18 protein-coding genes are annotated in these 24,785 nt (G+C 70.2%); 12 read left to right on the top strand and 6 right to left on the bottom strand.

All coding sequences use genetic code 11. The features are described from left to right. Window positions 1–137: 137 nt before the first annotated feature. Window positions 138–578: a hypothetical protein gene (locus tag ACGFZA_RS29195; RefSeq protein ID WP_385276576.1), complete on the bottom strand. Its 441-nt coding sequence runs from the start codon at window positions 576–578 to the stop codon at window positions 138–140. A 208-nt stretch (window positions 579–786) separates the two neighbouring features. On the opposite strand from ACGFZA_RS29195, the gene ACGFZA_RS29190 reads away from it, so the two are divergent. From ACGFZA_RS29190 to ACGFZA_RS29170, 5 genes are all read left to right on the top strand, one after another. Beyond that, the gene (locus ACGFZA_RS29190; RefSeq protein WP_393682999.1) at window positions 787–1,623 is read left to right on the top strand and encodes a helix-turn-helix domain-containing protein; all 837 of its coding nucleotides are present in this window, start codon (window positions 787–789) and stop codon (window positions 1,621–1,623) included. A gap of 206 nt (window positions 1,624–1,829) precedes the next feature. Next, window positions 1,830–2,693 (top strand): ABC transporter ATP-binding protein, encoded by an 864-nt coding sequence (locus ACGFZA_RS29185; protein WP_385276582.1) that lies wholly within the window; start codon window positions 1,830–1,832, stop codon window positions 2,691–2,693. A gap of 245 nt (window positions 2,694–2,938) precedes the next feature. Further along, window positions 2,939–4,006 carry an iron-siderophore ABC transporter substrate-binding protein gene (locus ACGFZA_RS29180; protein WP_385276585.1) on the top strand — a complete coding sequence of 356 codons (1,068 nt, stop codon included), beginning with the start codon at window positions 2,939–2,941 and terminating at the stop codon, window positions 4,004–4,006. Window positions 4,007–4,010: 4 nt separating this feature from the next. Next, complete coding sequence (locus ACGFZA_RS29175) at window positions 4,011–6,113, top strand: iron ABC transporter permease (RefSeq protein ID WP_393682996.1); 2,103 nt, start codon at window positions 4,011–4,013, stop codon at window positions 6,111–6,113. A gap of 94 nt (window positions 6,114–6,207) precedes the next feature. Continuing rightward, on the top strand, window positions 6,208–7,278 hold the full coding sequence (locus tag ACGFZA_RS29170) for a peptidase C39 family protein (protein ID WP_385276591.1): 1,071 nt from the start codon (window positions 6,208–6,210) through the stop codon (window positions 7,276–7,278). Window positions 7,279–7,425: 147 nt separating this feature from the next. On the opposite strand, the gene ACGFZA_RS29165 is transcribed toward ACGFZA_RS29170, so the two are convergent. Together ACGFZA_RS29165 and ACGFZA_RS29160 are read right to left on the bottom strand one after the other, a co-directional pair. Further along, window positions 7,426–8,934: a DUF4246 domain-containing protein gene (locus tag ACGFZA_RS29165; RefSeq protein WP_393682994.1), complete on the bottom strand. Its 1,509-nt coding sequence runs from the start codon at window positions 8,932–8,934 to the stop codon at window positions 7,426–7,428. A 251-nt stretch (window positions 8,935–9,185) separates the two neighbouring features. Beyond that, window positions 9,186–11,060: a transketolase gene (locus ACGFZA_RS29160; protein WP_393682992.1), complete on the bottom strand. Its 1,875-nt coding sequence runs from the start codon at window positions 11,058–11,060 to the stop codon at window positions 9,186–9,188. 318 nt (window positions 11,061–11,378) lie between these two features. Here ACGFZA_RS29160 and ACGFZA_RS29155 point away from each other — a divergent pair, with 318 nt between their 5' ends. Both ACGFZA_RS29155 and ACGFZA_RS29150 read left to right on the top strand, forming a co-directional pair. Continuing rightward, window positions 11,379–12,041, top strand: coding sequence for a DUF4230 domain-containing protein (locus tag ACGFZA_RS29155; protein WP_385276600.1), 663 nt, complete (start codon window positions 11,379–11,381; stop codon window positions 12,039–12,041). Window positions 12,042–12,270: 229 nt separating this feature from the next. Next, a complete protein-coding gene (locus tag ACGFZA_RS29150; RefSeq protein ID WP_393682989.1) occupies window positions 12,271–13,446 on the top strand; it encodes a cellulose-binding domain-containing protein in 1,176 nt (391 codons plus the stop codon). 347 nt (window positions 13,447–13,793) lie between these two features. On the opposite strand, the gene ACGFZA_RS29145 is transcribed toward ACGFZA_RS29150, so the two are convergent. After that, window positions 13,794–14,645: a hypothetical protein gene (locus ACGFZA_RS29145; RefSeq protein ID WP_385276606.1), complete on the bottom strand. Its 852-nt coding sequence runs from the start codon at window positions 14,643–14,645 to the stop codon at window positions 13,794–13,796. Beyond that, entirely contained in the window at window positions 14,642–15,895 is a 1,254-nt protein-coding gene (locus ACGFZA_RS29140; RefSeq protein WP_385276609.1) for a glycosyltransferase family 4 protein, read from the bottom strand. The genes ACGFZA_RS29145 and ACGFZA_RS29140 overlap by 4 nt, the downstream gene beginning before the upstream one ends. Before the next feature lie 284 nt (window positions 15,896–16,179). Here ACGFZA_RS29140 and ACGFZA_RS29135 point away from each other — a divergent pair, with 284 nt between their 5' ends. Further along, on the top strand, window positions 16,180–19,155 hold the full coding sequence (locus ACGFZA_RS29135; protein WP_393682987.1) for a GH59 galactosidase: 2,976 nt from the start codon (window positions 16,180–16,182) through the stop codon (window positions 19,153–19,155). A 54-nt stretch (window positions 19,156–19,209) separates the two neighbouring features. Here ACGFZA_RS29135 and ACGFZA_RS29130 read toward each other — a convergent pair whose 3' ends face one another. Continuing rightward, complete coding sequence (locus ACGFZA_RS29130) at window positions 19,210–20,397, bottom strand: substrate-binding domain-containing protein (protein WP_393682985.1); 1,188 nt, start codon at window positions 20,395–20,397, stop codon at window positions 19,210–19,212. Between the two features lie 199 nt (window positions 20,398–20,596). On the opposite strand from ACGFZA_RS29130, the gene ACGFZA_RS29125 reads away from it, so the two are divergent. From ACGFZA_RS29125 to ACGFZA_RS29110, 4 genes are read left to right on the top strand one after another with little or no spacing between them, the layout of a single operon-like run. After that, window positions 20,597–21,616, top strand: coding sequence for a hydroxyacid dehydrogenase (locus ACGFZA_RS29125; protein WP_385276618.1), 1,020 nt, complete (start codon window positions 20,597–20,599; stop codon window positions 21,614–21,616). 50 nt (window positions 21,617–21,666) lie between these two features. Then, entirely contained in the window at window positions 21,667–22,935 is a 1,269-nt protein-coding gene (locus tag ACGFZA_RS29120) for an ABC transporter substrate-binding protein (RefSeq protein WP_385276621.1), read from the top strand. After that, a complete protein-coding gene (locus ACGFZA_RS29115; RefSeq protein WP_385276624.1) occupies window positions 22,932–23,876 on the top strand; it encodes a carbohydrate ABC transporter permease in 945 nt (314 codons plus the stop codon). The genes ACGFZA_RS29120 and ACGFZA_RS29115 overlap by 4 nt, the downstream gene beginning before the upstream one ends. Further along, entirely contained in the window at window positions 23,873–24,784 is a 912-nt protein-coding gene (locus ACGFZA_RS29110) for a carbohydrate ABC transporter permease (RefSeq protein ID WP_385276627.1), read from the top strand. The genes ACGFZA_RS29115 and ACGFZA_RS29110 overlap by 4 nt, the downstream gene beginning before the upstream one ends. Window position 24,785 lies beyond the last annotated feature (1 nt).

Genomic DNA, 24,785 nt, shown 5'->3' with positions numbered 1-24,785 from the left:
GTCGCGGCGCAGCGGCGGTTGGCCGGGGGAAACCGGCGACACCGAGCCGTAGCAGGGCACAGGAGAGCAGTGCGGTCCCGCCGCGCTGCGGGGCCCGGCGGTTCAGCTCGGAGCGAGTGGGTGCCGGTGTTCCCCGGTCAGCGGCGTCCGGCAGCCAGGATGACGAGGAACTGGCCGCCGCCCGGCTCGATGTCGGCCGTCACAGGCAGTCCCGGTACCAGCCGGGAGAACCGGTCGACCAGCCAGTCCGCCGCCTCCTGGGCATCCCGCCTGGTCGGACAACGGCCCACCATCTCGCGGCCCCCCTTGCGCTCCAGCCTCCCGGCAACAGTGATCAACGGCGCGGGTTCGACCACGTACACGTGGTCCGGCCAGGCGATGGCCACCTTGACCGCACCCTTGCGGCTGTTGCATCCGCGGTGCGCGAGCCGCTCGGCGACCTTGGCCTTCCGGTCGGCGGTCCGGCTGTCGACGCTGGGGCCACGCGGATCGTTCACCGACTCGTCGGGGTCGACCGCCTCGTCACAGACCCAGCATCGCCAGCCGTCGCGCTCGGCCACATCATCAAGGAGACTCATCCGAGCAAACTAGCCTGCCCGGCCGCTGCCCCGCGCACCCGGGCCCTGGCCGCAGCACGGTGCGGTCGCGCCGGCCCCTCCGGATCCACGGTTGCCGGCGACCGGTGGAGGGCCGGTGTCTACGGGACGCATGGGCTGCCGCGCCCGCCGGGCGGGCAGCGGGTCACGGCCCGGGGAGGGGCCGGGGGCCGGGGATAGACTCGACCGCATGGTGCGATCGTCCTGTGGTGAAGCGATGCCCGGGATGTGGCGGCGCGAGGCGGGCACGGTGGTGCGCGGGGCCCCGGCGCTTTCGGAACGGGGGACGGGCCCCTTCGCCATCAGCGCCGGGTTCCGGATTCCGCACGTCCCCACGGAGTGGGCGCCGCACGCTCATCCTCTGCACGAGCTCGTCTGGGTACGCGGGGGAACACTGACGTCCCGTGTGGGCGACCACATCTTCACGGTGTTCGAGGGGAACGGGCTGTGGATGCCCGCCGGAGTGGTGCACAGCGGCCGGGCGACGGCGGGTGCGGAGTTCCACGACGCCCTCTTCGCTCCCGACCGCACCCCGATCGCATTCGGGGAGCCGAAGGCGATCGCGATGACGCCGCTGCTCGAATCGCTGCTGGCCCACCTGTCCCGCACCGATCTCGACCCACCGGCCAGGGCGCGGGCGGAGTCGGTGGTGTTCGACGTGATTCAGCCGTCGGCGCGCCAGTTCGCCCTGCAGCTGCCGGGTGATCCCCGGATCGATGTGATAGCCGAGGCCCTGCTGGACGATCCTGCCGACGGCCGTTCACTGGAGGAGTGGGCGCGGCTGCTGGAAACCAGCGAGCGCACCATCACCCGCGCGTTCCGCCAGACGACGGGTCTCTCCTTCGCCCAGTGGCGGCAGATGCTGCGGGTACACCGGGCGCTGATGCTCCTCTCCGAGGGTTTCGATGTGATGACGGTTTCCGAGACGCTGGGCTATGCGCAGCCCAGCTCCTTCATCGCCGCGTTCCGGCGAGTCATGGGGACCACGCCGGGCGCCTTCTTCGCAGCGGCCGACGCTGCCTCGTGAAATGTCCGGAATCCCGTATCGCATGTCCAGAACTCCTGGTTGTCGACACGGCAAGCGGAATATAACCTTCTCGGAGTTAGGTAACCCTTAGTTGTTGCTTGCCGCGAACGGTGCTGCCCGTGCGCGGAGGAGTTCGCTGCCCGGATCGTGAAGACCGGACGGAGGGTGCCGCAGTCCTCATCCCCTTCGAAACTCCGGACGCACCGATGTTCACAAGCCCCTTCCGGCAGGCCGCCGCCCCCACGGCCGACTCCGACGCCCCGGTGTCCGCGCTCAACGGGCACGACCTGGTGCTGAGCTACGGCGGAAAACCGGTCGTCCACGGCGTCTCGCTCGCCCTGGAGCCCGGCCGCGCGACCGCACTGGTGGGACCCAACGGCAGCGGGAAGTCCACCGTGCTGCGCGCGCTCTCACGACTGCACCGGGTGGACGGCGGACGGATGACGCTCGGCGCCCCCGGCGGAACGGACGAGCGCGACACCTCACTGCTCAGCGCCCGCGAGTTCGCCCGCGAGGTCACGCTCTTCTCCCAGTCGAGGCCCGCGCCCCAAGGGCTGACGGTCAGGGAGGTCGTGGCCTTCGGACGCCACCCCTACCGGCGCGGCTTCTCCGGGCCGACGGCCGAGGACCGGAGCGCCGTCGACCACGCCATGGGTGTCACCGGTGTACGCGACATGGCCGACCGGCCGGTCGGGGAACTCTCCGGCGGTGAGATGCAGCGGGTCTGGCTCGCGGCCTGCCTGGCCCAGGACACCGGCGTCGTGCTGCTGGACGAACCGACCAACCACCTGGACCTGCGCTACCAGATCGAGACCCTCGACCTGGTGCGCGATCTCGTCGAGAAGCACGGCATCGCCGTCGGCATCGTGCTGCACGACCTCGACCACGCGTCCCGCGTGGCGGACACGCTGGTCCTGATGCGTTCGGGCCACGTCCACGCGCTGGGAGCACCCGCCGACGTCCTCACCGCGCAGAACATCGGCGAGGTCTACGACATCCGTGTCGACGTCGGCATCGACCCCCGCACCGGCCGTCTCCGCATCGACCCGATCGGACGCCATCCAGTCTGAAACCGCCCGCCCGGGACTGCCGGGTCATCCGGTCCGGGACCGCCGGGTCATCCGGTCCGAACGTGCCGAGCTCCGTCCCGTGCCAGGGTGACGCGCCCGTCCCGTCCGGACGGCCGGGCTCCGGCGCAGCTTCACCCTGCCCGAAATCCCTGCCCCGAGGCGGCCGGACAGTACCCCGTCCCCGCCCGCAGCCGCGGTGGCACGACATCCGCCGCCGCAACTCATCGTAAGAAAGAGGATCGTTCATGAACCGTGCCCATCGCCTGGCGGCATCAGCCTCCGCGGGGCTCATCGTCCTCGCCGCAACGGCCTGCGGTACGACCTCCGTCGACAAGACCGAAGCCGCCGGCAGCAGTGCCTCCGCGGCGCCCGCGTCGGCGAGCTGCGCCGACGACACCACGGCCACCTCGACGAAGCCGGTCTCCTTCACGGACGGCGTCGGCCGACAGGTGAAGCTGGACAAGCCCGCCAAACGGATCGCGGTCCTGGAGTGGCAGCAGGTCGAGGACGCGCTGACCCTGTGCGTCACCCCCACCGCGGTCTCCGACGCGAAGGGGTACAGCACCTGGGTCAGCGCGGAGAAGCTGCCCAGCGGGGTGACCGACATCGGCACCCGTGAGGAGCCCGACCTCGACACCCTCTACGCGGCGAAGCCCGACCTCATCGTCGTGGAGGCGTTCAAGGCGGACGACGAGACCCTCGTGAAGCTGGAGAAGCGGGGTGTCCCCGTGATGGCCACGCTGGGGGCGGACCCGAAGGACCCGATCGGGAACATGAAGAACGTGTTCAGCATGATCGGCAAGGCGACGGGGCGCACCGAGCGGGCCGACCAGGTGCTCAAGGAGTTCGACGCCCACCTCGCGACCGCGAAGAAGCAGGTCACCGACGCCGAACTGCCGACGAACGACTTCCTGTTCTTCGACGGATGGCTGGAGGGCGGCAACCTCACCGTCCGCCCCTACGGCAAGGGCGCCCTCTTCACGCAGATCGGTGAAGAGCTCGGCATGAACCCCGTATGGACCGACGACGTCAACAAGGCCCACGGCGACGGAGGCGTCGACCCCTCCTACGGACTCGCGCAGACCGACGTCGAGGGTCTCACCGCGGTGGGGGACGCCAACTTCTTCTACGCCAACGACGAAGGGGCCGGCGGATACGTCGCCGCCCTGGAGAAGAACCCGCTCTGGAAGACCATCCCGGCCGTGAAGGAAGGCCGCGCGCACGCGTTCCCGTCGGGTGTGTGGGGCGCCGGCGGCCCGCTCTCCTGCGAGCAGGCGATTGACGCCTACGTCGACGTACTCGACAAGAAGTGAGCACGTGAGCACCTCACAGACATCGGTGTCCCGGCGGGAAGCGCTGCCGCGCGGTGAGCGCGGCAGCGGTCCCACCGGGGCGGCCGTCCTGGCAGCCCTCTTCGCCCTGACCGTCCTGGTGGGCATGTGGCACCTGACGCAGGGGACGTCGGCTGTCGGCGTCGGCGACCTGGTGCGGTACTTCACCGGGGAACGGGAGAACACCGGCGGAGCACCGGTCGGCGAGATCCTCATCGGCTCACGCCTGCCACGCCTGCTCGCGGGCGTGGCCGTGGGGTTCGCCCTCGGATCGGCCGGCACGCTGCTGCAGTCCGTCACACACAACACGCTCGCCTCCCCGGACACCCTCGCGGTCACGGCGGGGTCCTACTTCACGCTCTCGCTCGTCGCCGCCCTCGGTCTCACCGTCCCCCTCTGGGCGTCGGGCGCCGTCGCCTTCGCCGGCGGCCTGGCCGCCGCGGCACTCGTACTCCTCCTCGCGGGCCGGGCAGCGGGCACCTCGGGTACCCGGCTCATCCTCGCCGGGTCGGCGATAGCGATGGCCCTGGACTCGGCGACCGCGATGGTCCTCATCCTGTTCAAGGAGAACACCACCGGTCTCTTCGCCTGGGGGAGCGGTTCCCTCGCCCAGATGAACATCGACGCGTCGGTGCGCGCCCTCCCGGTCGTGGTCGTGGTGCTGTGCGTCGCCCTGGCGCTGTCCCGGCGGCTCGACGTCATGAACCTCGGCGACGACGCCGCCTCCACCCTCGGTGTGCCGATCCGGTCGACCCGAGTGATCGTCGTGATCTGCGCGGTGGTCCTGACCGGCACGGCGGTGACCCTCGCGGGCCCGATCGCCTTCGTCGGCCTCGGCGCCCCCGTCTTCGCCCGGCTCATCGCGGGACGGATCCGGGCGCTGCGCCGCCACCTCTTCCTGGTCCCCGCGGCCGGACTCCTCGGCGCGCTGCTCATCCTGCTCGCGGACGCGACACTGCGTGCGGTGCAGGGTGCGGACGGGGCCGCCTCCATTCCCACCGGCGTGCCGACCGCGCTGCTCGGCTCCGTCGTGATCGTGGTCCTCGCCCTTCGTCTCCGAGACACGGGCCAACTCCGTCAGCCACCGCACGCACGGGTCGCCGCACGGTCGCGCCGCGCGTACCTCCTCGTCCTGTGCGCCGCGGTGACACTCCTGGTCGTGGCAGCCGTCGTGGCCGTCCTGGCGGGAAGCCTCTGGCTGCGGACGGGAGACATCGCGCTCTGGATCCAGGGCGCCGCCCCCGACCTGATCGGACAGGCCCTCGACGACCGGATCCCGCGCGTGACCGCCGCCATCCTCGCCGGAGCGGCACTCGGTCTCGCCGGATGCGTCGTGCAGGGCGCGGTACGCAATCCGCTGGCGGAGCCCGGTGTGCTGGGCATCACGGCGGGCGCCGGCCTGGGTGCCGTGGCCATCGTCACGTCGGGGGTGTCCGGCGGCCGTCCGCTGCTCATCGTCGCCGCCGTCGTGACCGGGCTCGCCACGTTCGCTCTGATCGCCCTGCTGTCCTGGCGCGGCGGCTTCCTGCCCGACCGGTTCGTACTGATCGGCATCGGCTGCGGATACGGCCTCAGCTCCGTCACCACCTTCCTCCTGCTGCGCGCCGACCCGTGGAACACGCCCCGGATCTTCACCTGGCTCTCCGGTACGACCTACGGGCGTACGTTCCCCGACGTCGTTCCGGTCGCGGTGGCGCTGGCGCTCGCGCTCCCCGTGCTGCTCGCCATGCGCGACCGGCTGGACCTGCTCGCCGTCGACGAGGACACCCCACGCATCGTCGGCATCAGGCCGGTACGCGTACGGTTCGCCGCGCTGGGGATCGCCGCGGTGCTCGCGGCACTCAGCGTGGCTGCCGTCGGCGTCGTCGGCTTCGTGGGGCTCGTCGCCCCGCACCTCGCCCGGTCACTCGTGGGCGCTCGGCACGGGCGGTCGATCCCGGTCGCGATGCTGCTCGGCGGACTGCTGGTCTGTGTGGCCGACGCGCTCGGCCGCACCGTGGTCGCCCCGTCCCAGGTGCCGGCGGGCCTCATGATCGCTCTGGTCGGCGCCCCGTACTTCGTCTGGGTGCTCCGGAAATCCCGCGCCTGACACCGGGCAGCGGCCCGCGTCCGCACGTCCACGTGCCCACGGGCGTCTGCCCGTCTTTCCCCCCGTCCCTCAACCTCCCGCCAGGAGCACCGGAATGACGTCCCAACAGGAAACGCCCGTGAAGAGCATCGTCGTCCCGTTCGTGGCCGGTGAGTCGCCCGCCCTGTCGAGGCTGCTCGGGGACCACCGGGTGCCGGAGCGCTGGCAGGCGGTCGACCGCTCGGCTCACGCCCCTCGTATCGTCGCCGTTCCGGGTGACGACGGTGCGGAGTGGACGGCTGCCGCACTGGTGACGGCTCGCCCGAACACGGGCTATCTGAAGATCGTCGATGCCGTCGGCGACGTACGGGCAGCCGTGGCGGCAGTCGTCGCCCACGCTCGCCACCGGGAGCTCGCACAGGTCAAGTGGGAAGGCTGGACGGTGGATCCCGAGGACGCCGCTGCCGCCGGCTTCGCCTCCCTGAGTCCTCCGCTCACACAGTCGGAGGGTGCGGACGGGCCCGATTCCGGGTACGTCCGCTGGCTGAGCGACGCCGTGGTCGCCGAGCCCCCGTACTACGGGCAGACCACGCACTTCACGTGCGGTGCCGTCACCGCCCTGGTCGCGCAGGCCCACGCGGGGGCGTTGCCCCGGGAGGCCCTCGACCGTCAGGCCGAGCTGACGCTGTGGCGCGACGCGAACAACTTCCTGGCATGCGAGCCGGTCGGACTGGGCGTCGCCGTGCGCCGCGCCTGGCCGTCGTCCCCGGTCGAGATCCACCTCGACACGGAGCGGCCCGTCCTGGTCGACCACCACCCGGAGAAGGACCAGGAGTGGCGTGCCCTGCTCCAGCGGGCCTCGCGTACGGACGCGGGACGGATCGGCGTACCCATCGATCCGGGCCACCTCTCCATGACCGCGATCCGGGACGCGATCGGCCGACGGGAGCACGTGCTGCTCCTGCTCTCGCTCGCCGATATGCAGGGGTTCGACGTGCCGCACTGGGTGCTCTGCCACGGCGTCGTGCCCGGAGCTGTGGTGATCGAGGATCCGTGGGCCAACGCGGCTACGGGGGACACCTGGGTCGACGCCCACCTCTTGCCGGTCCCCGACGCGTCGCTCGACACGATGTCCACCCTGTCGCCGGACCGCTTCCGGGGCGCCGTGACCATCGGCCGCCCGTAGCGGCACGGAGTGTGCTTCCGCTGTGCCTCTGACGAGCGACCTGCCCAGGGGAAGGCACCTGCCCGGCGGACGGGGCCGAACGGGAGCCCGCCCCCCGGCCCGTCGGTCAGGGACGCCACAGGGGACTCGGTGCCGACGCGGCGCGGCTCAGTGCTCGCAGAGCGAGAACTCTCGCTCGAAGAGCTGCCCGTTGTGCTCGTCGACGAAGAACTTCCGTTCCCGCATGAGCTGTTCGCGGAACCCCTTGGCCTGTTCAAGCGTCATGGTCGAGGTGTCCGACCACGGTTGTTGCGGTGGCACATCGGATGTCGAGACGATCTTCTCCGACGGGTCGACCAGGAAGAACGCGAGGATCTTGCGATGTCCCGCGCGGGTGGGGTCCGTGAGGCGGAACGATCCGACGCGGTGTTGCAGGATGTTCGGGAACGCGAGACAGCGGCCTGCCGGCGTCGGCGCCGACCCCAGTGCCTGGTTCAGCGCGTCCTCGTCCTCCAGGCCGTAGACCTCCCGCAGACCGGTGTCGTCGTTCTGCTCGTAGCGTGGGTCGCCGAGTGCCGCCCGGAAGCTCAGCCGGCTCTCGGTGATGTTCTCGCTGTCCCAGTAGTAGATGCAGGTCGACACGATCCGCTCGTTCAGCATCCCCTCGACATGCCAGGAACCGCCGGTGTACTCGGGCTTGTCCGGGGTGAGGTGAAGGGTGGCGAGCTTGACGATGACCTGGAGACGGCGGCCGAGCAGGTCGACGCGGTCAGATTCCCCGGGCAACTCGGGTGCGACGAAGGCCGGTGCGTCGGGTATGACCGGTCGGCGGTTCTCCCACCAGTCCTCCTGGGCCTCCTCCCATGCGTCGACCGCTGTCGCGTAGGCCTCGTCATCACTGTAGGAGGACCGCTCCGGATACTCCGGCTCCGCGTCGTACCACCCAAAGGGATCGGCCTCGATCCGCAGGGGACGAGGATGACGCAGGTCGGTGAGCACGTTCTCGAACAGAGGGCGGACGCGCGCGAACAAGTCCGGGAGAACAGAGGCCAGTTCATGATGAGTCTCGGGGTGGACGTTGTTGACGTACGACCGGAACGCGACACCGCCGTCCGAACGGACGTCGACGTCCGTGGGCAGCCACTGGTACGTGTCCGAGAACTCGTACTTCGCATAGCGGACGGCCGCGTTCAGCCAAGCTCGCTCGGGCGCGCCGCTCACCTCTCTCACCAGACAGAACAGTGAGGGATGAACCAGATCCATGACCTGGCCGTCGGATCCGGGATGCCAGTCCTGATCGGCTTCGGGGACCTGTTCCAGAACCCGGACCGCCTGGCGCAGCCGGGACCCGAGTTCGTCGTCGACCAGTGTGTCCGACTGCCACACCCCGTCCACGGCCGACACCTCGATGCCGGTCCGTTCGTCCCGCAGCGCCGCGTAGTGCGCGAGTTCGGCCACCACGTAACGAACCTGCGCTTCGGTGAGCCCCTGGGCGACCGCTTCCTGCGTCCACCTGGCGACGATGTCCGCATCGTGCATCTTGGCGAACCATCCCGGCTTCGCCCGAATGTGTGAGCTGCACTGCATCATCTGAAGTTCCCGCAGCGTCCGGGGCGTCGCGAACGACAGGGGACGGGAAGCGTGAAAGGGCAGCGGGAAGGCGGACATGCCGGTCAATTCTCTTGGTCCTCCGAGTCGGGGTGTGTGGTGGCGGGAACGATACGTCAGCCGACTGACACCGCAGCGGTCGTCCCTGTCGTCCCCGTCATCGCCGGTTCGGCTGCGAGGCCGTGGCCGCAGGGGTGCCGGGAACCCGTGCTTCCAGGGAGCGTGCGGGCGGTGCCACGGCCGGGTCGTCCGCCCGGTCCCGCCCCCGACGGGCCGGACGGGACCCCGCCGGTGCGACCGGGGAGCGTACGCCGACCGCTTCAGTGATCCTTGACCAGGGCGCGGGCGGCCCCGGCGATGTGGGAGCGGGAGATACCGGCCGCATCGAGGAGTTCGCCGGGGGTGCCGGAACCCGGCAGGGCGGTGACGGCGAGGTGGGCGAAGCGGGGGTGGCTGCCCGACGCCGCGAGGGCCGAGAGGACCGCTTCGCCGATACCGCCTTCGGGGTGGTGGTCCTCCGCGACGACCAGGGCGCCGGTGTGCGCGGCGGCGCGGACCACGGCGTCGGCGTCGAGGGGCTTGACCGAGTACAGGTCGATGACGCGGGCCGGGATCCCGTCGGCGGCGAGCTCCTCGGCGGCGGCCAGGCACTCGTGCAGGGTGACACCGGCGCCGATCAGGGTGACCCGGTCGTCGTCGCCGCCTCCGCGCAGGGTCTTCGAACCTCCCGGCGGGAAGGCTTCGCCCTCGGCGTACAGCACCGGGTAGGCGCCTCGCGTGGTGCGCAGGTACGAGATGCCTTCGATGTCCGCCATGGCGGCCGTCAGCGCGGCGGCCGAGGTCGCGTCCGACGGATACAGGACGGTGGACCCGAGGATCGCGCGCATCATCGCCAGGTCCTCGACGCCCATCTGGGAGGGGCCGTCGGCGCCGATCTCCACACCGCTGTGCGTTCCGCACAGCGCCATGGTGATCCCGGAGACGGCGGCCATCCGGATGAAGTCGTGCGCCCGGGTGAGGAAGGCGGCGAACGTGGTGGCGTAGGGGCGGTATCCGCGGACGGCCATACCGACGGCGGTGGCGATCAGCTGCTGTTCGGCGATGTACATCTGGAAGTACCGGTCCGGGTGGACCTTCCGGAAGTCCTCGGCGTGCGTCGAATTGCCGACCTCGGCGTCCAGGGCGACCACTTCCGGGCGGGCGCCGAGAGCGGCCAGTGCCTTGCCGAAGGCGACCCGGGTGGCGACCACGTCCCCGACGTCGTAGTGAGGCAGCTCCACCGTGCCCGCCTCGGGGGCCGCGACAGCGGTGGCCTCGGGCGGGCGGGGGCCGCGCACCCGCAGGTCGCGGACTCCGCCCAGTTCGGCCACGGCGCGCTCGGCCAGATCCTCGGGCAGCGGTTTGCCGTGCCAGTTCTCCCGGTCGGCGACCTCGCTGACGCCCTGGCCCTTGACGGTCCTGGCGACGATGACGGTAGGTGCCTGCCCGTCGGCGGCGGTGGTCAGGGCCCGGTCGACCTCTTCCAGGTCATGGCCGTCGACCACGAGGGCGCGGCAGCCGAATGCCTCGGCACGCCGCGCGTACGCGGCCGTGTCCCACTGGAGCTCGGTGGGCCCGCTCTGACCGAGCCTGTTGACGTCGACGATCGCGGTGAAGTTGGCCAGCTGGTGCCGGCCCGCTTTGTCGAGCGCCTCCCAGACGGACCCCTCGCTCATCTCGCTGTCCCCGCAGAGCACCCAGACCCGGTAGGGCTGCTTCTCCAGGTCGCGGCCCGCCAGTGCGATGCCGACGCCGTAGGCGATGCCCTGGCCCAGAGAGCCGGTGGCCACGTCGACCCAGGGCAGGACCGGGGTGGGGTGGCCCTGGAGGCGGTGGCCGAATCGGCGGTAGGTCGTCATCAGCTCCTCGTCACTGATGACTCCGGCCGCCTTGAACATGGCGTAGAGGAGAGGTGACGCGTGTCCTTTGGAGAAGATGAGGTGGTCGCCGGCGGGGTTGTCCGGCGCGGACCAGTCGTACTGGAGATGACGGGCGAGCAGCACGGCCATCAGGTCCGCCGCCGAGAGGCTGGAGGTGGGGTGCCCGGACCCCGCGGACGTGCTGGAGCGCACCGAGTCCACACGGAGCTGCTGGGCGAGCTCGAAGATCTGGGGCAGGCCGGTGCTGGAGTCGAGCGTGGTCGGTCGGGCGGACATGGCCGGGTCCTTTCGTCGGGGGCCGCGATGGGACGCGAGATAGGGTTCCCCGGGTCGAGCGGTCCATCACGCGCCCGGGGCCCCTTGACCTCATTCGGCCGTGGGCCGGGGGACGGCACCGCGCCGATGGTCCTGTTCCCGACCGCTCTCGCGCGTGCCCGCCGGTCGGCTCCGCGCGGCACGGCATCCGGCGGCTGGAGGCGTCCCCACCGTCCCTTCCTCCGCCCGAATCGGGCGACTTCCTCGTACGTTCCTCAACTCGTCTGTCTCGTAAGGGTTTCCGGGGGCATCCGAAGTACAGGAAAGGAGGGCCATCGGATGACGAATCCCCCCGGGCCCCTGCCCAGACGCATGCCCGCTTGGGCGAAGGTGGTGACCGCCTTCGTGCTGGTGCTCGCGGTGCTGTTCGCCGGAATCAGGCTGGCCGTACTGCCGGGCATCAAGGACCTGTTCGGAACCGAGACGACCGACCGCTCGGGCCCCGCTGTCCTCAAGTCCATCAAGGACATGAGCCGTTTCGACGCCGCCTCCGGAAACTTCCAGGTGGTCGTCGACCTCGAGAAGGACGCCAAGTACCTGCCGGACGCGGTGCGCGGCTCCCGCACGCTCTATGTGGGTGCGGGCACGGTGGAGGCGTACGTCGACCTCGGCAACGTCGGCGCGAACGGTGTGACGGTGAACGACGACCGCACCTCTGCCACACTGCGGCTCCCGCACGCGCGGCTCGGCAAGCCGGCCCTGGACGCCGACCACTCCTACGCCGTCTCCAAACAACGCGGCCTGCTCGACCGCCTCGGAGACGTGTTCTCGGACAACCCCAACAGCGAACACGCCGTGCAGAAACTCGCGGTCGCGCACATCGGCGACGCGGCCAAGGACAGCGGCCTGACCACGAGAGCCGAAACCAACACCACCAGAATGCTGGAGGGCCTGCTGCAGTCCCTCGGCTTCAAGGACGTGCACATCTCCTACGGGCCCTGACATCTGGCGCCCGTGGAGCGGGGGCGCCGTCACGTTCCCGGCATCCGCGGCCGGACCGCCGTCCGCCCGCCCACGGCGACCGTGCCGCGCCCCGCACCGGTGGGGCCGGCCGGTGGGCCGGGTGAACTCGGACGGATCCCCATCTTGACAGTACGCCGTCATGTCGATGTGATGAATGGGAGCGCTCCCATCGCACGGTCCCACGGTTCCCCACCCCGAGGAGGCGCACATGCCGAATCTTCTCCCGCGATTACCGCGCAGACCCTGGACGGCGGCCGCGGCCGCTCTCGCGCTGGTCTTCTCCGTGTTCGTCGTGGTGCCCGCCAGCGGTTCGGCCACGGCGTCCGGATGCCGGGTCGACTACACCGTCAACGAGTGGACCGGCGGCTATACGGCCCAGGTGCGCATCACCAACACCGGTTCGGCGCTCAGCGACTGGCAGTTGGCGTGGACGTACGACGGCGACCGGCACGTCACCTCCGCCTGGAACGCGACCGTCACACAGACCGGCCACTCCGTGACCGCCGTCAACACTGCCTGGAACGGGGTGCTGGCCGCCGGCGGCACCGTCGACTTCGGACTGCAAGGAGCCGGGCAGTCGGCCGCGTCGGCGCCCACCGACTTCACCCTCAACGGCGTGTCCTGCGGCGGTGACGGCACCTCGCCGCCGACCACACCACCTCCCACGACGCCACCCCCCACCACGCCGCCCTCCGCGGAGTGCGGCGACGCCGCCGTCTGCGAGGACTTCGAGGACCAGGCCGGCCCTGCCCCGGCGGGGGACTGGCGGTTCACGGCGCCCGACTGCCAGGGCACGGGCACGGCAGCCGTCGACACGGAAGTCGCGCACAGCGGTACGCGGTCGCTGCGGCTTGACGGGCGGGCCGGCTACTGCAACCACGCCTTCGCGGCCGCCACCGCTGACTTGTCGTCGGTCGGCCCGGTGCTGTACATCCGCATGTGGGTGCGGCACACCACCGCGCTCCCGGCCGCGCACGTCACCTTCGTGTCGATGCCGGACAGCTCCCAGGGCGGCAAGGCGCTGCGGATCGGGGGACAGAACGGTGCCCTCCAGTGGAACCGGGAGACCGATGACGCCACACTCCCGGCGCAGAGTCCGGTCGGGGTGGGGCTGAGCAAACCCCTGCCGACGGACAGCTGGCAGTGCCTGCGATTCGCGGTCGACACCTCGGCACCGGCACTCGACACCTGGCTCGACGACGAGCAGGTGCCGGGGCTGCACGCCGACGGCGTACCGACACAGGACGTCGACCAGCAGTGGCTCGCCCGGTCCACCCCGCCGAGGCCGACCTCCCTGCGGCTGGGCTGGGAGAGCTACGGGACCGGTGACGACACCCTGTGGTTCGACGACGTGGTCGTAGGCTCCTCGCCGGTCGGCTGCTGACGACCGGCTGCCCTGCGAACACAGGAGTACGGGCGACGACGGGCCGGCGACGGCTCCGGGAGGGCGGAGTCCGTCAGCCCGTCGCCGCCGCTTCTCGCCCACGGCCGACGGCGCCGGGCCCCCGCTCGGAAAGGGTGCATCACGACGTCGGTCCACGCGACGTCCGTCCCGGCCCGCCACGGGGACCGCCGTCGGGGTGTCGGCCGTTCTGCCCCGCCCCGCAGGCTCGGGGCCACCCCCGGCTACTGCCGCGCAGCGGCTTGTTCACCGGTGGCGGCCCCGTCGCGGTGTACCGCAGCCAGCGGGCGGCGGCGTCGGTGCATCAACCCCGCCGCCGCGCACCGGGTTTACCCTGTCCGCCGCGGTGCGACCTCCACGGAGAGGTCGTTGTCGACCGTGTAGTACGGACGTACCGACACCCCGTCGAGCAGAGCGGCCGGGTAGACGAAGACCGCCTTGCGTTCCGCGATGTCGTCCAGCAGCCGGCCCACCCTGATCCGCGGTGCGCCGGCGGCCGGGTGGACGTACACGTCCCAGAACTCCGGTGCCTCCCGGGCTGGCCGGCCTCCGCCTTCCGCCACCAGATCCGCGTAGTCGACGGTGAACGAGAAGTCCTGGCCGTCCTCGGCCCGGAGTGCGACCTGCCGCACGGCGGAGCCCTGCCCGCGTCGGCGCAGCGTCGCTGTCGCGTCCTCCCCGAGCCGGGCACCGAACAGGCGCGCCGTGACGGTCATCGAGTCGTCCGTGAGGACGATCGGGCCGGCCTCCGCGTGCATGGCCCGCCACCAGGTACGCACGGCGAGCCGGCCGTCCTTGGTGGCGTACGGGATCCGGACCGCCACGGGCGTGGCCCGGTCGTCGCGCCCGCCGGACACCAGGGCACGCAGGTCGCGCAGGCCGGGCGTCAGCGGTGTGCGCTCTTCGCCCGGCACACCCATGACGTAGGCGTCCCAGTGGCCCTCCTCAAGAGCCGGGGCCGCCTCCACTACGGCCCGCCACCGATCCTGCCCCGCGGGTTCCAGCTCGACGTAGCGCGCGGCGCCCTCCGGCTTCCCCTTCTTCGGGCGCGGCTGAAGCAGCAGCCCGGGACGCGCCGAGGCGGGCAGCGACAGGAGCACGCTCACGGTCAGCCGCCCTTCCGCCTCCACCGTCACGTCCCCGCGAGGCTTCTCCACCGGCCCGTCCACGCCGTCGTTCATCGCCGCGCCTTCCGTACGGCCCTCACGACGCTGCCGGCCGCGACGAGCATGGTGTCCCTGGCCGCGTAACCGCCGCTCATCAGGGAGTGGTCCGTCCCGCGCACCGACCGGCCGGCGTGCCGGGCCGCCAGCAGCTCCTCGAACAAGCGCTCGGCCTGGGCCACGACAGGGGCCGGCGCGTAACGACGCGAGTTCTCCAGCGCGGCGCGCCCCATGCGCCGGCGCAGTTCGTCGTCGCCGACGAGGTCCAGCAGCGCGCCGGCCAGCGCGTCCCGGTCTCCGACGGGAACCAGCCGGCCGTCCTGGCCGGGAGTGATGATCTCGCCGGGTCCGTACGCGCAGTCGGTGCTCACGACCGGCAGCCCGCAGCGCATCGCCTCGACGATCGTCATGCCGAAGGGCTCGAAGTCGGACGTCGCCGCCCCGATCGAGCCCTTGACCCACTCCGCTTCCATCGGGGTCACGGCGCCCATGAGGAAGACGTTGTTGTACAGCCCGAGCCGGTCGATGAGCCCACGCAGCCGTTCCCGTTCCTCACCCCTGCCGTACACGCGTAACGTCCAGTCGGGGTACTGCGCGGCGACCGGGGCGAACGCTTCGATCAGCAGGTCGAACCGCTTCACCGGCACCAGCCGTCCGGCCGCGACCACGACGCGCTCGCGGCCGTCCGCCGGCGGGAGGGCCGGGGTCGGGACGCTGTTGGGCAGTGCCTGGACCCGCACGCCCGGCAGTCGCATCTTGCGCCGGTAGGCGGCGGCGTCGGTCTCCGTGACGGGGGTGATCGCGTCCAGCCGCGGATAGGCCTGGCGCAGTGCGTTGCGCAGCCGCGGCGGGTGGTTGTCGAGCGTGAGGTGTTCCTGTCCGATGCGTACCGTCCGCGCGGGGGCCTGGAGGGCGAGGTGGACGTTGAGGCCGGGGCGGGTGCCGACGGCGACGTCGGCGTCGAGCGCCCCGAGCGCCTCGCCGATGCGTTCGTCGGTCAGCGCGCTGTACTCCCGGTAGCGGTACTCGGACGAGGGGAAGACCTTCGACGGCGTCAGATGCCGAGGGTCGGTCTTCTCGTGCCGCAGGTCCACCAGGGGGCGCAGCCGCACGCGCGGGTCGGGTGTGAGGTTCGGCCGTTCCCGGGTCCGGAGTACCGAGATGATCTCCACGTCGTGTCGATCGGCCAGTGCCCGGGCCAAGTTGAACGTAGTAGTGATCGTCCCTCCTATCCCATACGCGTTGTGTATAAGGAATGAGATTTTCATGCCGTACATGACGGTCGGCAGCCACGGATGGTTGCCTGCCTCACGTGCTTCGCGTGTCCACGGGGTGTGACAACCCCGGCATTCCCGCCCGGGGCTGACCGTCCGAAGGCGCGTAACGCGGCACCCGGCTCCGATGTTCGAGTCCGGACGAGTGTGGTCGTGTCGGGTTGATCCGTAGAGGGCCTGAACGGCGTCGTTGTGTCATGTTCCCGCGCCCGAGCCAGGACGAGGCAGACGAGGCAAAGGAATCGAGCTGGATGCGTACACAGAAGACACGCACACGGATGCGAACGACCACGCGGACACAGAAGGGTGCGCAGGGCCGGCTGAGATGGGCGTCGCTCGCCGCGGCCGCCGCCGTGACACTGGGGACGGGACTGGTCGCGGCGCCTCCCACGCACGCGGCGGACGACCCGGTCGAGGTCGTGGTCGACGGTGACGACGTGCGGGCCGACAACGTGAACGGCCTGACGTACAAGGGCCTCGGCGTGCTCAGTTGCAACAGTACGAGCAATCTGCTGATGGACTACAAGGCGGAGCACCCGGAGCGGTACTGGCAACTTGTCCGCGTGCTGTTCGGCGGTGAGAATCCCCTCGTCAACCACGTCAAGGTCGAGATGGGGTCGGACACGAACACCTCGACCGGCGCAGATCCGGCGACCATGCGCACACGGGACGAGCTCGCCGACGCCTCCCGGTCCCCGGGCTTCCAGCTGGCCGCGGACGCCAGGACGGTGAATCCGAAGCTCAGGGTCTCGATTCTGCGCTGGGAGATGCCCCAATGGGTCCAGCAGGAATGGAACAAGGGCACCGGCACCGACGAGATGTACCGCTGGTACAAGGAGACCATTCTCGACGTCTACGAGAAGTACGGGTACATGGTCGACTACGTGAACCCGGACAAGAACGAGACCCGCACCCCGGACATCTCGTTCGTCAAGTGGTACAAGAACGCGGTCGTGAACGACACGGACTTCGCGAACGAGCGGTACGGAATTCCGGCCGGCGAGCGGGAAGCCGCCGCGCGGGCCTACCACCGCATCAAGATCGTCGCCTCCGACGAGAACAACACACTCAACATGGGTCCGGCGATGCTCAGCGACGCCGATCTCTTCGGGATCGTCGACGCGACGGGCTACCACTACACCACGGAGGACCGGCGCGAGGGCGCCGCGGACAGCTCCACCTATCTGCCGTACACGAAGTTGGCGACCGGCGACAACGCGTACGGCCAGGACAAGGAGGTCTGGTACAGCGAGGGGACCGCCTCGTTCGGATACACCGACTACCGCGTCAACAACACCGAAGGCCCGAACGGTGCCGGCACCGGGATCGGCGGTGTGCAGAGCGCTCTCGACGTCGCCAACCGCCTCGTCAAGAGCTACGCGAACTCCAGGCGGACCCACTACATCTTCCAGCCGGCGATCGGTTCCTTCTACGAGGGCGCCCAGTACAGCCACAAGGAACTGGTCAGCGCACGCGACCCGTGGTCGGGATACCTCCACTACGACGCGGCGCTGTACGTGATGCAACAGTTCACCGGGTTCGCGAAGACGGGCTGGGAGAACGACACGAACACGGCGGGCATCTGGCGCACCGTCCCCGAGGCCAGTTACAGCGGAGTGAGCGGCACCGAGAATCTCGACGGCTCCAACGGTGCCCCCAGTTACATGACGCTCGCCGATCCCGGGAAGAGGAACTTCTCGACCGTCGTCGTCAACGACAGCGACCAGCCGAAGTCGTACCGGATCAAGGCCGAGAACCTGCGGCTCGGCGGTGACCCCACGATGGAGGTGTGGGAGACCCGGGCGGCCGACGCCGGACAGCGCTACGACGCCAACTTCAAGCATCTGGCCGCCGAGATCCGGCCCGCCGCCGCCGACGGCGCGTACGTGTACACCGTGAAACCGCGTTCCATCACCACCCTGACGACGCTCGACAAGAGCGCCGACGCGGCCACGAAGCAGCGCCTGCCCGAGTCCGGGGAACGCGCCGTCCTCGACAGCGACGGCAGCGGCAAGCGGGGCGACACCCGCGACAGGTACCTGTACGCGGACGACTTCGGGTACGCCGAAGAGGGCCGGGTCAAGGTCGGGGGGACGTTCCGGCCGTACCTCGCCTCGCGCGGGAACCAGCCCCGCTACATGGTCGACCAGACGGGCGCGTGGGAGGTGGGCGGCGACGGAGCGCTCTACCAGTACATGGACCAGTCCATGAAGGACACCGCCGCCTGGAACAACAACACCCCCAACACCACGGTCGGCGACTTCCGCTGGGAGAACTACAAGGCGTCCGTCGACGTCTCCTTCCCCGACCCGGACGGCGGTCTCGCGGCCCTGGGGGTGCGCCAGCAGAAGGGCATGGCGATCAGTGACGCCGCCTACAACCTGCGCATCGGTCCGGACGGCGCCTGGACGTTCTACGAGTACGGCACAGCCCGCGCGCAGGGACGTGTCGCGGCGGCCGACAGGTACCACCTCGCCGTCGAGGCGAAGGGGGCGAGGGTCACCGCCTTCGTCGACGGTGAGCCGGTCGCGGTCTACGACGACCCGACTCCGCAGACCGAGGGCCGCGTCAAGCTCGGGAGCGGCTTCCAGCGGACGGGCTTCGACAACCTGAAGGTCGAGAGAGTCGACGGCTACACGCCGTACGCCGGGGCACAGCTGGACAACATGGACAGCGCGGTCGCGTACGAGGGCACGTGGAGCCGCAAGGCCGCGTTCGGCGACGCGATGGACTGGTACCGCACGACGTCGACGAGCGCGACGGCCGGCGCCTCCTTCACCGTCCCGTTCCGCGGCACGGGGGTCGACGTCATCGGCGGCAACGACGGCAGCGCCGTCCTCGACGTCTACGTCGACGGGCAACCGGTCGCCAGGAACGCGAAGACCGCCGCCACCGACAAGCGTCTGGCGACGTACACGCTGCGCGGTCTGCCGGACGGCGGGCACCGGGTGAGGTTCGTCCTGAAGTCGGGGACGCTCGTCCTCGACGCCCTCAACACCTTCTCCGCCCCGCACGAGGTGAGCGGCACGGTCGGCACGGCGCCGATCCGCCGTGCCCTCGCCGAGACCGCGGCGCGGGAGCCGGGGGCGTACACGGCCACGTCGTGGGGCCCGTACGCGCACGCTGTCGCCGCGGCCGAGTCCGCCGTGACCGGGCGGCAGCGCGGCCTCGACACGATCGGCGTCGAGCAGCTCGCGAGCAGGCTCCGAACGGCGTACGCCCGGCTGGAGCGCAAGGAGGATGCCGCGCGGTAGTCGGGCTGTCGTGCCCAGGGCGAGCGGTCCCGGTGGATGTCCCACCGGGGCCGCTCAGGCAGGTTCGCGGCGTCGTGTCAGGGGCGGGGGCACGGAGTGCGGTGCGGCCGGAAGCGACGAGGCGCGAATGATCAACTCCGGCAGGATGAGGGCCCGCTGGGCCGGGCGGCGACTGCCTTCGAGCAGGCGCGCCAGCATCATCTCGACGGCCGTGCGGCCCACGAGCGCCTTGGGCGGCCGTACCGCGGTGATGGCCGGATCGGCGAGATGGGCGACCTCGTCGTCGTAGCTGACGACGGCCAGGTCGTCGGGGACGCGGATGCCCTGCTCGGTCAGGTACTGGACCACCGAGAGCGCGTCGGGGTCGCTGTGCACGATGAGCGCGGTGATGCGGGAGCGGCGGCAGCCTTCCAGGATGTCACCGATGATCCGGCGGTGGCCCGGCACATCGAGGGCGACGCTCTCGCGTATCAGGAAGTCGGCGGGCAGGCCGAGTTCCGAGCAGGCACGCTGCCACCCCACGGCGAGGTGTGCCGAGGTGGGGCTGCCCTTGGACAGCACGAGCCCGATATTGCGGTGGCCGAGCGTGTGCAAATGCCGGACCGCCATCTCCAGGCCGGTCGCGTGATCGCTGCGCACCCATTCGAGCTGGTGCGGGGTCGGCGTCCAGTGGGGCGTGTTGCGCTCGACGAACACCACGGGGACCGGCAGCTTGCCGATCCAGTCGATCATCTCGTGCATGCCCGGGCCCTCCAGGTTCGGCGCGAGGAGCAGCCCCTGCACCTGCCCGGATTCGGTCAGCCGGACGATCTGCCGGCGGTCCTCCGCCTGGTCGTAGCTGGAACCCCGCAGCTGGACGTTGACCCCGTGGGCGGCCGCGGCGTTGCGAACGCCACTGACGATGTGCGGCCAGTAGAAGTCGAGCGACGGCACCACCATCCCGATCGTGAACGCGGGCATCGCGAGCCGCCTGCGGCGCACCGGCTCCTGCTCCAGGGCCGAGGGCAGCGTCGCCCCGCCGTGCACCCTGGTCAGCAGGCCGCGTTCGGCCAGCGCGGCGATGTCGCGCCGGATCGTCAGCTCGCTGACCGAGAGGTCCAGCGCGAGATCGCGTACGCGAACGGCACCGTGCAGCCGCAGCCGGTCCATCAGACGTTCGCGGCGTTGCAGCGCGAACAGCTGGTCGGCCCTCGCGGAGGACCCCGCGGGTTCCTCGGGACCGATGAGCCGTGGCGGCGTCATGGCGCGTCCTCTCCCGTCCGGTGCCGAGCCCGGGCGATGTTCGAGTGTGTTCGGATCGTTTCGTTCATGGTCGAGCTCTGGTGGGTCTGTGTGGGTGACCACTATCTCTGACTCAGCGTCTTCTGGCTGGAACTCGCCGGAAACATGGATGGCACCTGCTGTTTGAGCGGGCGCCCGAAGGCAGAGGAGCCCGCACCGCATGCAGACCAAGGCCCGCGCTCTGGTCGTGATGAGCAGGCCCAGCTTCGAGGCACACTTCGATCAGGGCCGGCTGCGCCGCCTCGCCGACCTCGTGACCCTGGACGAGCCCTGCTGGACGGACGACCTCGACAGCCCGCGGTCGCGCGAACGGCTGGCCCGCGCCGACGTGCTGATCACGTCGTGGGGCGCGCCCGCGCTCACACCGGAGCGGCTCGCCGCGGCACCCCGCCTGCGGGCCGTGCTGCACGGCGCGGGCAGCGTGCGCGACCTGGTCGGCCAGGAGCTGTGGCGGCGCGGGATCCGCGTGACCAGCGCCGCCGACGCCAACGCCGTGCCGGTGGCGGAATACACCCTCGCCGCGATCATCTTCGCCGGGAAGAAGGTCCCGTTCCTCGCCGCCGACGAGCAGAGCGCGTACGGCGGCTGGGGCTCGGTCACCGGCTACGGCGACCTGTCCAACTTCCGGCGGACCGTCGGCATCGTCGGCTTCTCACGGATCGGCCGTCAGGTCGTCGAACTCCTGCAGGTGCTGCGCGGCACCACCTGCCTGGTGGCCGACCCCTACGCGGACCCGGAGGAGGTCGCGCGGGCCGGTGCGCGACTCGTACCGCTGGAGGAGATGCTGCCGCAGGTCCACGTGGTCTCCGTGCACGCCCCGGAGCTGCCCGAGACCCACCACCTCATCGGCGCCCGACAGCTGCGCCTGCTCCCCGACTTCGCGACGGTCATCAACACCGCGCGCGGCACGCTCGTCGACCCCGGCGCACTGGCCGCCGAGTGCGCCGCCCGCCGGCTCTTCGCGATCCTCGACGTCACCGACCCCGAACCCCTGCCCGCCGACTCGCCGTTGCGCCGCCTCGCCCGCGTGATGATCACGCCTCACATCGCCGGGTCCCTGGGCACCGAGATCGGCCGGCTGACCGACCACGTCCTCGACGAACTCGACCGCTGGGTCGCCGGCAGGCCGCTGCGGGCCGAGATCACCGCGGAGAGCTGGGCCCTGGGCCTGAGCGCCTGACCCCCGACCCGCTTGCTCCACCGTCCTCAACCGCTCAAAGGAGAGCCGCAATGAAGTTGACGAAGAACCTCGCCCGGATCGCGCCACTGGTCGTCGCCGCGACCCTGACCGCCACCGCCTGCGATGCCAGCGGCACGGACAGCACCTCCTCGTCCGAGGGCAAGACCGTCGTGAAGATCGCGTTGTGGAACTACAAGACCACGCCCGAGTTCAAGGCCCTGATCGACGGATTCGAGGCCGAGAACCCCGGCATAGACGTCCAGCCGGTCGACATCCTCGCCGACAACTACCCGGAGAAGGTCACCACCATGCTCGCGGGCGGTGACACCACCGACGTCCTGACCATGAAGAACGTCACCGACTACGCCCGCTACGCCACCCGCGACCAGCTCCTCCCCCTGACCGACGAGGCGGCCGCACTGGACAAGGCGTCGTACTCCGGTCTGGACGACTACGACCTCAAGGGCAAGTACTACGCGCTGCCCTACCGCTCGGACTTCTGGGTCCTCTTCTACAACAAGGACATGGCCGGCAAGGAGGACCTGTCCAAGCTGACGTGGGACGACTACGCGCAGCTGGCGAAGAAGTTCACCAAGGGCTCCGGCTCCGACAAGGTCTACGGCACCTACCTGCACACCTGGCGCTCCGTCATCCAGGCGGTCTCCGCCGCGCAGACCGGCGGCGACCAGCTCGGCGGCGACTACGCGTTCTTCAAGGACCAGTACGAGATGGCCCTCGGCCTGCAGAAGGCGAAGGCGGCCCTGCCGTTCTCCACCGCCTCCAGCAACCAGATCACCTACGACTCGCAGCTGACCACCGGCAAGGCCGCCATGGTCCCGATGGGTTCGTGGTGGGCGGCCGCGCTGCTCGCCGAGAAGGCGCAGGGCAAGAACGACATCAACTGGGGCATGGCGCCGATGCCGCAGGTCAGGAACGACGGCAAGACCGTCACGTTCGGTTCGCCGACCGCGTTCGCCGTCAACAAGAAGGCCCGCAACGCCGACGCCGCCAAGAAGTTCGTGACCTGGGCCTCGGGGCCTGAGGGTGCCGCCGCCGTCGCGAAGATCGGCGTCACGCCCGCGTACACCAGCAAGGAGATCCTCGACACCTTCTTCTCCGTCGACGGGATGCCGGACGACGCCCTGTCCCGCACGGCGATGCAGCCGAGCACGGTGCGGCTGGAGATGCCGGTCAGCGACAAGACCTCCGACATCGACCAGATCCTCAAGGAGGAGCACGAGATGGTCATGAGCGGCGAGAAGTCCGTCGACGAGGGCATCAAGGAGATGGACGAGCGCGTGAAGGACGAAGTCCAGTGAGTGCTGTCGCACCCCCCGTCACCCCGCACACGTCCGACGGCGCTTCCGCGGCCCACCAGGCCGCCGCGAAGCGCCGACGGCGCCGCAACCTCCTGGTCGGCTGGTCGTTCATCCTGCCGAACTTCCTCGGGTTCGCCGCACTTACTCTCGTCCCGGTGATCGGCGCCCTCGCGATCTCCTTCACCGACTGGGACTCCTACTCCACTCCGAAGTGGGCGGGCCTGGACAACTTCGAACGGCTGTGGAACGACTCCAACTTCTGGGCCGCCCTGCAGAACACCCTGTACTACGCGGCAGGGCACATCCCCCTCACCCTCCTGGTCTCGCTCGGCCTCGCCGTGCTGCTCAACCAGAAACTGCGCGGGGTGCACGTCCTGCGGACCGCCTTCTTCTTCCCGTACATCACCTCGCTCGTCGCCGTCGCCGTGGTGTGGAACATGCTGCTGAGCCCCGAGTCGGGGCCGGTCAACCAGTTCCTGACGTTCCTGGGCATCGACCACCCGCCGGGCTGGACCAGTTCACAGGACTGGGCGATGCCCGCGCTGATCATCACGAGCGTGTGGCGGGACATGGGCTACTACATGGTGCTGTTCCTGGCCGGGCTGCAGACCGTCCCGGCCGAGCTGTACGAGGCGGCCCGCATGGACGGCGCGGGTCCCTGGCAGCGGTTCTGGCACGTCACCCTGCCGGGGCTCCGCCCCACGACCTTCTTCGTCACCGTCATGATCACGGTCTCCAGCTTCAAGGTCTTCGACCTGGTGCAGGTCATGACGGAGGGCGGGCCGGGCCGGTCCACTCTCGTCCTGTCCCAGCTGATCTTCCGCGAGGGCATCACGCAGGGCCGCTTCGGCTACGCCTCGGCGGTGTCCCTCGCGCTCTTCGTGATCTGCCTGGTGATCACGGTGATCCAGTTCCGGATGCAGCGAAGGAGCGAACGATGAGTACCACCGTGCTGCGCAAGGACAGCGGCGCGCCCACGGCACCGTCCCCCGCAGGACCGCCCGCGGAGCCCCGCACCCGCGGCGGCGCGGTGGTGGTCACGGGGCAGATCGCCCTGTACGTGCTGCTCGCCGTCGTGGCCCTGGCGGTTCTGCTGCCGTTCATCTGGATGCTGATCTCGTCGGTCAAGGACGACCGTGATGTCTTCACGGTGCCGATCCAGTGGATCCCCGAAGAGTTCGAGTGGGACAACTTCACCAGCATCTGGACGCGGGTGCCCTTCGCCGCCTACCTCGGCAACTCGTTCTTCCTGAGCATCGTGATCACGTTCCTGCAGGTGCTCACCGGCAGCTTCGCGGCGTACGGCTTCGCCAAGATGCGCTTCCCGGGCCGGGATCTGCTGTTCACCGGCTACATCGCCACGATCGCGGTGCCGTGGCAGGCGTACATGGTGCCGCAGTACGTGATCATGCAGAAGCTCGGCCTGGTGAACTCGTACACGTCGCTCATCCTGCTGCAGGCGTTCGGCGCGTTCGGTGTCTTCCTGATGCGGCAGTTCTATCTGACGATCCCGGACGAGATCAGTGAGGCCGCCCGCCTCGACGGGCTCACCGAGTACGGCATCTGGGCGCGGATCGTGCTTCCGCTGTCCAAGCCGGCCCTCGCGAGCCTCGCGCTGCTGACCTTCGTGAACACCTGGAACGACTACATGGGCCCGTTCATCTACCTCACCGACAACCGGCTGTGGACGGTGCAGCTGGGGCTGCGCGCCTTCATCGGGCAGTACGACGCGGAGTCGGCGATGATCATGACCGGTTCGGTGCTCTCCGTGGTGCCCGTCCTTGCGGTGTTCCTGCTCGGCCAGCGCTACTTCGTGCGGGGCATCGCGACCACCGGTGTGAAGGGCTGAG

This window comes from Streptomyces sp. NPDC048211 (assembly GCF_043202315.1).
GTDB lineage: Bacteria > Actinomycetota > Actinomycetes > Streptomycetales > Streptomycetaceae > Streptomyces.
Note: the sequence above shows the minus strand (reverse complement) of the source record. Positions and strands in the feature narration are given on the sequence as shown.

Coding starts and splice junctions, on each gene's coding strand:
- ACGFZA_RS29125 (WP_385276618.1), top strand. CDS start 20,597: ATGCAGACCAAGGCCCGCGCTCTGGTCGTGATGAGCAGGCCCAGCTTC.
- ACGFZA_RS29170 (WP_385276591.1), top strand. CDS start 6,208: ATGACGTCCCAACAGGAAACGCCCGTGAAGAGCATCGTCGTCCCGTTC.
- ACGFZA_RS29130 (WP_393682985.1), bottom strand. CDS start 20,397: ATGACGCCGCCACGGCTCATCGGTCCCGAGGAACCCGCGGGGTCCTCC.
- ACGFZA_RS29160 (WP_393682992.1), bottom strand. CDS start 11,060: ATGTCCGCCCGACCGACCACGCTCGACTCCAGCACCGGCCTGCCCCAG.
- ACGFZA_RS29150 (WP_393682989.1), top strand. CDS start 12,271: ATGCCGAATCTTCTCCCGCGATTACCGCGCAGACCCTGGACGGCGGCC.
- ACGFZA_RS29120 (WP_385276621.1), top strand. CDS start 21,667: ATGAAGTTGACGAAGAACCTCGCCCGGATCGCGCCACTGGTCGTCGCC.
- ACGFZA_RS29190 (WP_393682999.1), top strand. CDS start 787: ATGGTGCGATCGTCCTGTGGTGAAGCGATGCCCGGGATGTGGCGGCGC.
- ACGFZA_RS29195 (WP_385276576.1), bottom strand. CDS start 578: ATGAGTCTCCTTGATGATGTGGCCGAGCGCGACGGCTGGCGATGCTGG.
- ACGFZA_RS29110 (WP_385276627.1), top strand. CDS start 23,873: ATGAGTACCACCGTGCTGCGCAAGGACAGCGGCGCGCCCACGGCACCG.
- ACGFZA_RS29145 (WP_385276606.1), bottom strand. CDS start 14,645: ATGAACGACGGCGTGGACGGGCCGGTGGAGAAGCCTCGCGGGGACGTG.
- ACGFZA_RS29185 (WP_385276582.1), top strand. CDS start 1,830: ATGTTCACAAGCCCCTTCCGGCAGGCCGCCGCCCCCACGGCCGACTCC.
- ACGFZA_RS29155 (WP_385276600.1), top strand. CDS start 11,379: ATGACGAATCCCCCCGGGCCCCTGCCCAGACGCATGCCCGCTTGGGCG.
- ACGFZA_RS29140 (WP_385276609.1), bottom strand. CDS start 15,895: ATGAAAATCTCATTCCTTATACACAACGCGTATGGGATAGGAGGGACG.
- ACGFZA_RS29135 (WP_393682987.1), top strand. CDS start 16,180: ATGCGAACGACCACGCGGACACAGAAGGGTGCGCAGGGCCGGCTGAGA.
- ACGFZA_RS29180 (WP_385276585.1), top strand. CDS start 2,939: ATGAACCGTGCCCATCGCCTGGCGGCATCAGCCTCCGCGGGGCTCATC.